Source organism: Candidatus Methylomirabilota bacterium (genome assembly GCA_027293415.1).
Classification (GTDB): Bacteria; Methylomirabilota; Methylomirabilia; order Methylomirabilales; family CSP1-5; genus CSP1-5.
This window is the reverse complement of record JAPUFX010000094.1, coordinates 1-8,642: the sequence shown is the minus strand read 5'-3', so window position 1 is coordinate 8,642 and position 8,642 is coordinate 1. Positions and strand designations below refer to the sequence as shown.

12 protein-coding genes are annotated in these 8,642 nt (G+C 54.4%); 4 read left to right on the top strand and 8 right to left on the bottom strand.

Going from position 1 to position 8,642, the window contains the following annotated elements; genetic code table 11:
• Positions 1-266: 266 nt before the first annotated feature.
• Together O6929_07100 and O6929_07095 are read left to right on the top strand one after the other, a co-directional pair.
• A complete protein-coding gene (locus tag O6929_07100) occupies positions 267-971 on the top strand; it encodes a PilZ domain-containing protein (protein MCZ6480154.1) in 705 nt (234 codons plus the stop codon).
• Positions 968-1,309, top strand: a complete 342-nt coding sequence (locus tag O6929_07095) for a PilZ domain-containing protein (protein ID MCZ6480153.1) — start codon at positions 968-970, stop codon at positions 1,307-1,309. The genes O6929_07100 and O6929_07095 overlap by 4 nt, the downstream gene beginning before the upstream one ends.
• 19 nt (positions 1,310-1,328) lie before the next feature.
• On the opposite strand, the gene O6929_07090 is transcribed toward O6929_07095, so the two are convergent.
• On the bottom strand, positions 1,329-1,466 hold the full coding sequence (locus O6929_07090) for a hypothetical protein (GenBank protein MCZ6480152.1): 138 nt from the start codon (positions 1,464-1,466) through the stop codon (positions 1,329-1,331).
• 144 nt (positions 1,467-1,610) lie between these two features.
• On the opposite strand from O6929_07090, the gene O6929_07085 reads away from it, so the two are divergent.
• Complete coding sequence (locus tag O6929_07085; protein ID MCZ6480151.1) at positions 1,611-2,774, top strand: PilZ domain-containing protein; 1,164 nt, start codon at positions 1,611-1,613, stop codon at positions 2,772-2,774.
• 197 nt (positions 2,775-2,971) lie between these two features.
• Here O6929_07085 and O6929_07080 read toward each other — a convergent pair whose 3' ends face one another.
• The gene (locus tag O6929_07080; GenBank protein ID MCZ6480150.1) at positions 2,972-3,544 is read right to left on the bottom strand and encodes a hypothetical protein; all 573 of its coding nucleotides are present in this window, start codon (positions 3,542-3,544) and stop codon (positions 2,972-2,974) included.
• A gap of 111 nt (positions 3,545-3,655) precedes the next feature.
• Here O6929_07080 and O6929_07075 point away from each other — a divergent pair, with 111 nt between their 5' ends.
• Positions 3,656-4,345 (top strand): PilZ domain-containing protein, encoded by a 690-nt coding sequence (locus O6929_07075; GenBank protein MCZ6480149.1) that lies wholly within the window; start codon positions 3,656-3,658, stop codon positions 4,343-4,345.
• A 122-nt stretch (positions 4,346-4,467) separates the two neighbouring features.
• Here the strand turns inward: O6929_07075 and O6929_07070 are convergent, their stop codons facing one another.
• The 6 genes from O6929_07070 to O6929_07045 form a co-directional block, all read right to left on the bottom strand.
• Positions 4,468-4,944 (bottom strand): hypothetical protein, encoded by a 477-nt coding sequence (locus tag O6929_07070; GenBank protein ID MCZ6480148.1) that lies wholly within the window; start codon positions 4,942-4,944, stop codon positions 4,468-4,470.
• Positions 4,945-5,104: 160 nt separating this feature from the next.
• Positions 5,105-5,578, bottom strand: coding sequence for an isoprenylcysteine carboxylmethyltransferase family protein (locus tag O6929_07065; GenBank protein ID MCZ6480147.1), 474 nt, complete (start codon positions 5,576-5,578; stop codon positions 5,105-5,107).
• 62 nt (positions 5,579-5,640) lie between these two features.
• The gene (locus O6929_07060) at positions 5,641-5,835 is read right to left on the bottom strand and encodes a thermonuclease family protein (protein MCZ6480146.1); all 195 of its coding nucleotides are present in this window, start codon (positions 5,833-5,835) and stop codon (positions 5,641-5,643) included.
• Positions 5,836-6,020: 185 nt separating this feature from the next.
• Positions 6,021-6,335 (bottom strand): YciI family protein, encoded by a 315-nt coding sequence (locus tag O6929_07055; GenBank protein ID MCZ6480145.1) that lies wholly within the window; start codon positions 6,333-6,335, stop codon positions 6,021-6,023.
• 445 nt (positions 6,336-6,780) lie between these two features.
• Positions 6,781-8,406 carry a DUF3320 domain-containing protein gene (locus tag O6929_07050; GenBank protein MCZ6480144.1) on the bottom strand — a complete coding sequence of 542 codons (1,626 nt, stop codon included), beginning with the start codon at positions 8,404-8,406 and terminating at the stop codon, positions 6,781-6,783.
• On the bottom strand, positions 8,406-8,642 hold a 237-nt coding region (locus O6929_07045; GenBank protein ID MCZ6480143.1), incomplete at its 5' end, for a hypothetical protein. The genes O6929_07045 and O6929_07050, both read right to left, overlap by 1 nt.

Here is an 8,642-nt window from a genome sequence, read left to right as displayed (position 1 = left end):
TGAGGACTGAGGAAATAACCATTGGCTCCTTGCCACCCATAGCCTGCTCCATCAGCACCACAGCAGCGATCCCAACCAGGGCTACCACTCCCGCCCGCTTCAACCACCGGTTCTCCCGCTCCACCCCGTCCAGCCGTCGTGCCAGGGTTTCCATCGTTGGCTCACTCATTGCTCCGTCCCCCCTGTGTTCTCTCAAACAGCGTCTATTCGGCAAGGACCCCTCGCTCTGGCATGGTCCTTGCTCTCCTTCGCCGTGGAGGAAACTTGTGTCTTCCTACACACATGTCCGCCGCTACCCACGCTTCCTGACCTACCTGCCCGTCCAGTGCACCACCCTAAACCGCGGGCGGGCCAAGGCAAGGATGATCACCGGCAAGACGAAGTCCATCAGTCCCGGTGGACTGGGACTCCTGCTCCCCGATACCATCCCCCTCAGGACCTCAGTATCGGTTCAGGTCTGTCAGGAGGAACCGTTGCGCGGACATGTCATCTGGCTTTACGGGCCCATGTCAACCGATCTGGGAACTAGGATCCCCCACGGCGTCGCTTTTGATCAGCCGGTCGACGAAGACCGGATACGCCAATGGGTACTGAACGCCAACCACCAGGCCCATCCCCGAGTCCGAGTCCAGATCAATGTGGAGTTCACCGGGGCAGGAAAGGTGCGACATGGCACGTGCCTGAATCTGAGCCGGGGCGGGATGTTTATCACCACCATGGATGATTCCCCCACACCAGGGGTTGTGACCTTGCTCTGTTTTGAGCTGCACGAGACTTCCCACATGCTGCTGATCCCTGCCGAAGTGGCCTGGATGCGCGGGGAGGCAAGCGGGCCGAGTACTGTCACGGGCATGGGAGTGAAGTTCCTCGAAGTCAATCCCTCAGAGGATGCCTTGATCGGCGCTGTCGTCGATCGGCTTCGCGGGGAGGCTTCCTCCTCGCCGGTTTCCTCCCTTCCGCCGTCACCATGAATAACCCGACTGATACGCGACGCTCGCCCCGTATTCCCTGCGACCTCCCGATGGAGTATGAACTCAAAGGCGGCCGCCCCCAGGAGGGCCGGATCACCAAGCTCGGCACTAAAGGGGCGCTCCTCACTACGCAGGAGCCGGTCCCGCCCGGGGCCGAGCTGGTCCTCCGTTTCCGCCGCCCCCTTAGCAACCGTCCGACCCGAATTGTCTGTACGGTGAAGTACGCGGACCAGAGCGGCATCGGGGTGGAGTTCTCCCGCCTGACATCCCAGGAACAGGAAGAGATTTGGAAGTTTCACGCGAAGGAATCGGCCCGGCAGCGGAAATCGCGTTCGTAGTCCACAACGCCCTTCCAGTCTAACTCCTCGGCCCCCCCTCCATCTCCCGCCGTACCGCCTTGATCTCCTCCAACACCTCCTCGTTGGTGAGCAGCCCCTTCCGCACCTTTCCTGAACGTTGCCTTCTGAGTTCCACCTTCGGGCAATTCGCCAGCAATCGCCATCCCCTAGCGGGTAAGAAACGGCAGAAACCCCAATCGCAATAGCAGTGCCGGCAGTTGGCATATCTTTTGCTCGGCGGGAAGCCAGACGCGAAAACCTAGCCGTGAGGGGTAACTGCTGCAAGAAAGGAGATGTGCGGATGAGATTCACCAATTTAAAATCAACACTCGACGGATGGGCCGCGGACTTACAGGGAGACGCCGCTTGTGAGGAGGCGAGCAGCTGGTGGTCTTCCTCACCCGCACTCCAGAAGATCTCTCAGGGGCTCGAGGCGCAACAGCGGGTGCTTGACCAGCTGAAACACTATTTGCAAGAACGAGCCGCCCCGTTTCAGCGCCATATGGACGAGCAGCGACGGCACAACGATCAGGCCATGAAGCACCTCGAGAAGCGGCTCGTCCCCTTGCGACGGTACATTCACGATGAGACACAGCACCTGGGCCGAGTGACGGCCCATCTTGATTCGGGGCTCCGGGACCAGTTCGAGGCCTTTGAAGAGGTGCTCGCCAGTCAAAGGGGGCTCCTGGAGAAGGCGAATCGATACATCGAAGAGCAGCCCCAACCGCTTCTTGCGTATCTGGAGGGCGAGCGGCAAGCCATCGAAATGATCTACCAGGATCTTGAGCAGAGGTTGGATGCTTTCCTCCAGAACCTCTCGGAACAGCAGAAGATCGTCGACTCCCTCCGAGAACCAGCCCTTACCTCCGAATACGAGGCGTTGGCGGAGTATCTAGAGCAGCGGCAGAGGGCCCTCGCTCAATACGCCCGCTCAGGCGAGTACCGGCCCGCAGAGCTGTTTGCTCAGCTGGAGGAGGCGGCGAACCGCTACAAGCCCCTGCATCCAGACCAGAATACTCTCTTCGCCCGCGTCTTCGAGGAGACACGCTTGGCCGACGAAAAGCTCCGGGAGGCCCTGTCTGTCCCCAGGACGTCGCCTTCGCAGGAGCCTGAGGGTGACGACCGTCCTGCCTCCCCCCAGGACAATTCCACCGAAGCCTTCTGGAAACGGGTCCATGAGCGAGTCCCGGTCCGGTTCGGTGTCGCGTACACCCACGCGGGGAGGGCAATTGACGGGATCGGCCTCAACGTGAGCCAGAGTGGGATGTTCATCGCGACCGAACGGCCGGTCCCGCCGGGGGCGGAGGTCCTTCTTGACTTCACACCACCGGGTCCGTCCGAACCTCTCTCGGTCCATGCGCGGGTAGCGTGGGTGTGCACGCAGGAGGGAGGGTCGAGTGCGATCACCGGGATGGGAGTGCAATTCCTCGAGTACATGCTCACTCCACGTGAGATGGTGAGGTAACCTGAACAGAGCGAAAGAATGGAGGAATCCTCATGAAAGGAAAATGGCCGGTTCTGAGCGGTAGTCTGGTTTTTCTTTTATGCCTTATGGTCAGTTTTCCGGCCAAGGCGCAGGAGGAAAGGACCGGATTGTGGACGGCAGGGGCCGCTCTAGGTCTTCAAGGCGCGACGGCCGATGGCAGCGCATTTGCCATTAATCTAGCCGGTGACTACTTTCTCACCAATAATATTTCGGTCGGCCCTCTTGTGCAGCTCGGATTCACCGGCGATCTCACCCAGATCGGCGTCACCGCCCAGGCGAAATATACCCTGGATCTCATCGATATTCCCCGCCTCAAACCCCACTTCCAGGGAGGCATCGGTTTTATCTACGCCGACTTGCAAGGAAACGATACGAGCTTCCTGATCCCCCTCGGGGTTGGCGCGGAATATAGAATGGGCGACACGACCTCGCTTGAATCGAGCCTGCTCTTTAATTTCACGGACCTCGACGTCGATGGTGGTAACAGCTTCTTCATCACCTGGACTGTCGGAGTCAGGTTTCAATTCCGATAACACCACACTGCCACTCGCCTTATACCAATGCAGAAGCTTGCCCCGGGTGAGGACTGAGGAAATAACCATTGGCTCCTTGCCACCCATAGCCTGCCCCATCAGCACCACAGCAGCGATCCCGACCAGGGCTACCACTCCCGCCCGCTTCAACCACCGGTTCTCCCGCTCCACCCGGTCCAGCCGTCGTGCCAGGGTTTCCATCGTTGGCTCACTCATTGCTCCGTCCCCCCTGTGTTCTCTCAACCAGCGTCCAATGCGTCTCGTACTGTCGGCAAGGACCCCGCGCTCTAGCATGATCCTTGCTTTTCTTCGCCGTGGAGGAAACTTGTGTCTTCCTACACAAATGTCCGCGGTTATCCTCGCCTCATGGTCTGGCTACCCGTTCAGTGTACTTCTCTAAGCCAGGGGACGTTCATGGCGAAGGTCATCACTGGCAGAACCAACTCCATCAGTCCCGGTGGGCTGGGACTCCTGCTGCCCGAGAGCATCCCCCTCAGGACCCCGGTAATGGTCCAGGTCTGTTTGGAAGAACCTCTATCCGGACTTGTCATCTGGCATGACAGACCCACGTTAACCGATCTGGGAACCCGCATCCCCCATGGCGTGGTCTTCGACCATCTGATCGACTCAGACTTGATACTCCAATGGTTGCGTAACGCCAAACGACAGGGCTTTACCCGAGTCCCGGTCCAGTTCGATGTCAAGTTCACCCAGGCGGGAAAGGCCGGGCATGGCACTTGCCTGAACCTGAGCAGGGACGGGATGTTCATCGCGATCAAGGACCCGCCTCGACCGGGGACTGAGATCTTGCTGCGTTTCAAGCTGCAGGATCATCCTTCCCACACGCTCTCGATCCCTGCGCAAGTGGTGTGGATGCGTGGGGAAGAAATCGGACCGAGAGCCATCCCCGGGATGAGGGTGAAGTTCCTTGCAGTTGACTCCTTAAAGGCTGCCTTGATCGGCAACGTCGTCGACCGGCCTCTCGGGGAGGCTTCCCTCTCGTTGGATTCCTCCTAGTCCCCTCCACCTCCCGCCGTACCACCTTGATCTCCTCCAGCACCTCCTCGTTGGTCAGCAGGCCTTTCTGCACCAGCACACGCCTGTAGTGCCTCGTTAGTTGGGCAAAGGATAGCTGGGTTTTAGAAGAAAGGTTCAGTCCATACAATTGGCCGAAGAACATTCTTGCTGATGATACTAAACTTGATTTCTGTAACAACCCAACCAGCCTTTCTTTTGTATGCTACCATTCGGCCGAACAATGGACCGGACATATACTCAATCGCTAGAAAGATGATTTTGGTGCTCGACGTCAGATTGGTTACGTGGACTATCTGATATGACTCGTAGCTACCGTAAATGTCTTCGGCGTGCCTGATTATGATTCTTTGATCGTCCACTTCCTTGACTCCTCTAATGTTTCCTCTAATCGGGCTGTCTTTAAGCCATGCCCTCATCATGGCTTCCTCACCCCCGATGCTGTAGGCAGCAAGCCCTGTCAAGATGAAATTCGGTACATCACCATCCTGACTTTCGGTGCTGACCGGCCACCAGAGAGTCATCGCAAATGCTACTACAGCTAGGGCAATCCAAAGTTCCCTTTTACACCGCACTTTCATCTTCATATCTCCTTCCGTCGCACGCCGACATACTGCTCGTCCATATGGCCCGAAGCAGTTCCTCGAACGTGACGACGTGTCGTGGGTCAAGTTTCTCGGCCATGTTTAGCTCTCCTCTTCGCCCCTCCGTCAGTCTGCAGCGGCTTGGCGCAACCAGTCCTTACAACCAACGACGTACCTCCTCCTTATAGCGAAGGTATTCCTCTCCAAACTTTCTTTCAAGGTACCGTTCTTCTCGTTCAATAACGCCTCGCTGCATTACGATGACAGTCGGTACAACCATGAGAAACACCCAGATCGAGTTAATAAGTGAAGCGATTCCAAGGTAGAGCAAGGTCAACGCTAGATACGCAGGATTACGACTGAATCGGAATGCGCCTTCGGTAACGATCGACGTAGTCGGTTTTCGGACGTCAAAGGCTGTTTGTGCACGGCGGATTGCGCGAACAGCCGAAAGTACTATAGGAGCGGAGACCGAAATCAACAAAACGCCTAGCCAGATGCTGAGTGTTCCCGCGAGAAATTGAATCGGGACGAAGTAGTGGACAACCAGCCCTATTAACAGTGCGCCTCCATAGATCAGTGGCGGAAAGGCGATCACCCCAGGATTATCTGGAGGCTCTTGTTCCTTCATTGGATACTCATAGCAATCTAACTACAATTAGACACAACTGTCTGATACTTCGAACGCTGAAGTCATTCTTTCCACAATCCCCGTCCCTTTTCCCTCGCCTCCCGCTGAAGCTTCAGAAACAGGTTTTGATGCTTCACATTCGGCGGTATTGTCATCACCACCGCGTAGCCATGCTCCACCAGCCAAGCGTTGACGAAGGTGTCATCCTTCAAATAAACGTAAGCCAGCAGCCGATTGTAGCGGTCTACTTGCTGCACTCGAACTCCAGCCGGACTGTCTTTCCATCCACCAACTTGCGGTTTGCCTTTGCCGCCTCCTTGCCGAAGGGTTCAATCCCCTTCATGGGATGGTGGAGACTGTGATTGCCAACTTAACTGTTTGCAATCACTCACAGTTTTTTATGATTAACTACAGAATACTACATTGAAGTAAAAAGGTAGTCTTATTTCATCTCCATCATTTGTGAGACACGTATTTTTCCATCCATATCCAAAAAAGGATCTGATTTAGCAATTTCAACGGCAGCATCAATGCTTTCTGCTTTGATAACTGCAAATCCATTCATCGCATTTGGATCATTATCATCTTGTACACTGCTAGATGTTACAATTTTTGAAACCGGTAATGGTGTTCCAGGATTAATCACAGTTTCACCAAGACCTTCTATCCAAGCTTTCCACCTTTCCATCTGAGCCATTCCCTCTTCTTTTGAACTCGGCTTGTTTCCTCCGTAATAAGCAATCATAAAATTTGGCATGTTTTCCTCCAATACATTTGAAACGTGAATTTCAATTAGTTTATATGAAAAAAATAACTAAGTCATATTAACACAGAGAATCTGTGGTGGTGGATTTCGGGGGTATTGATCCCGATATAGCGAACCTTCTCCCGATCTCCGAAAACGCAACAAACTTGGATGGTATCGCCGTCAATGACCCGGACGACTTGGACTGTGGCTGAGTCACTTTAGGATGCGACAGGAGCAGGGATCAGGATGAGAAGTAACGCAAGCCACCATAATCTCTTCACGGCTCTGCTAATTTAGGCGTTCTGTGAATGTTAAGGTCTGGATAGGATGCTAGGCCATATAGGCCCAAAGAGATTCCAAGCCGGGCGAAGCCTAAAGCGAACTAGAACCATTTGTTTGTCGAGTGTGTGAACTCTTCCGTAAATATTCTCTCTTACAGAAAACCTCCCAGAAACTAGGACTTTGGAAGGTGTAACATGCCATTTGGCATTTCTTGAAGTTGTCCCTCATCGATGAGCTTGCGAATGACGATCTTGATCCTCTTAGACGTTGTACCGTGTGTCGCCTGAATGCCTAACAGCCTCGAAGACCGAACTATAAGGTCGTCGGGCAAGGTATCGAACTGATGCTTAAGGACCAGTTTCAGTGCCTCAGCAATTTCCTCATCACATATCAGATCGATCCTAGCTGCTGGGTCCCCACAACGGCGGCGAACTTGAATCGGGCTTTCAGTTGCTGGCCAAAGAAAGTTGCCACGCCTACGTATCTTTCCATTTCGTTTAGCTGCCGATGCCGCCCTGCTAATAGCATCGTATATCCTATTGCCAGCTCGTCCCAAACGCCAGAGGGAACGAATTCGTCGAACAACCTCGTCGAAGTGGACCGGACCCTCAACGTCCACCACTCGGATGACTGCCTTGGCGAGTTGGTGTGTGGACTGCTCGTGAAGCTCACCAGTCATGAGGATTTCCAGAGAGGGACAAAGTTCATAATTAGAAACCATACTATCAAGGGGGTCGCCGATGGTAGAGGATTCATGACTCTCCACTCTTCCCTCAACATTCTGAGGCACTGATACATCCATATGAGGAGCCCGATCTTTAGGGACGTCAACAGATGTCAACTTCTCATGCTTTGCTCGTACTACCTCATCAAGGAGCCTTCTTTCACTTTCATTGGGGTTGCGGTACCAATCCGTAGACCATATACGATGGAGACGCCAACCCAAACCTTCGAGGATCTGCTGGCGTAGCCTATCCCGATCCCTCGCAACAGGTGAGGTATGATATTTAGCTCCGTCGCATTCAATTCCTAAGAGATAGCGTCCGGGCGATTCGGGATCAACTACGCCAAGGTCGATCCGAAACCCAGCGCAACCAACCTGCTTACGCACTTCGTGTCCGTTGCTCCTAAGGAAATCGTAAACGGAGTCTTCGAATGGGGAGTCCGTATCTTCCCCCGTTTCCTCCGTACTATGGAGAATTCTATTTTCAGCGTAGTCTAGGAAGACTTTCAAGGCTCTGACGCCGAATGCAGCAGTTCCATCAAGTGAGATATCATTGGCTCCAAAATTTGAAAAGACGACGCACCGTTCCCGAGCACGAGATATAAGGACGTTCAGGCGACGCTCACCGCCTTCGTGGTTAAGAGGCCCAAAATTAAGAGATAGTCGCCTCGATGCGTCGAATCCGAATCCGATGCTCAGAAAGATGACGTCACGTTCGTCTCCCTGGATAGTCTCTAAGTTTTTCACGAAAAAGTGCTCTTCACGGTTGCTCTTAACAAATTCTTCCATGTCCGGGTGGAGCCGGAGTTGAAGTTCTACTTCTTCCAAGATTGCTTGTTGTTGTTTGATATTAAATGCACCTACCCCGAGGCTCTCATTGGGAAACTTTCGATAGTGGTCCAATGCTGCCTTTGCGACTGCTCTCGCTTCCATGCGGTTCACAGAGCTCCGCCCTCGGTCGTAAGTGGCATCTGGTAGGTGAACAAATTGCAACCCCAAATGTTTAGCCTTGTCAATGGCCGACGGATAAATGAGGAGTCGATTGTCGTAGAATTCCTGGTTTGAAACGGCAATTAGGGACTCGTGCCTGCTCCGGTAATGCCAACGCAGCGTCTTCGTTGGGAAGCTACATTTGCATTGGTGTGGTTTGCAATCAGGGCACCCTTGATGCCGGGGAAGGGCCTTAGGGCGTCCCACAGGGCCTCGGCGTCGGCCAGCTGGGGAAGGCGCCGCGGCGAGACAAAGGAAGTCACCTGGGCCTCCTCGACCCCGGCCCCAAGGAGCTGCTGGTACACCTCCACCTTCGTTAC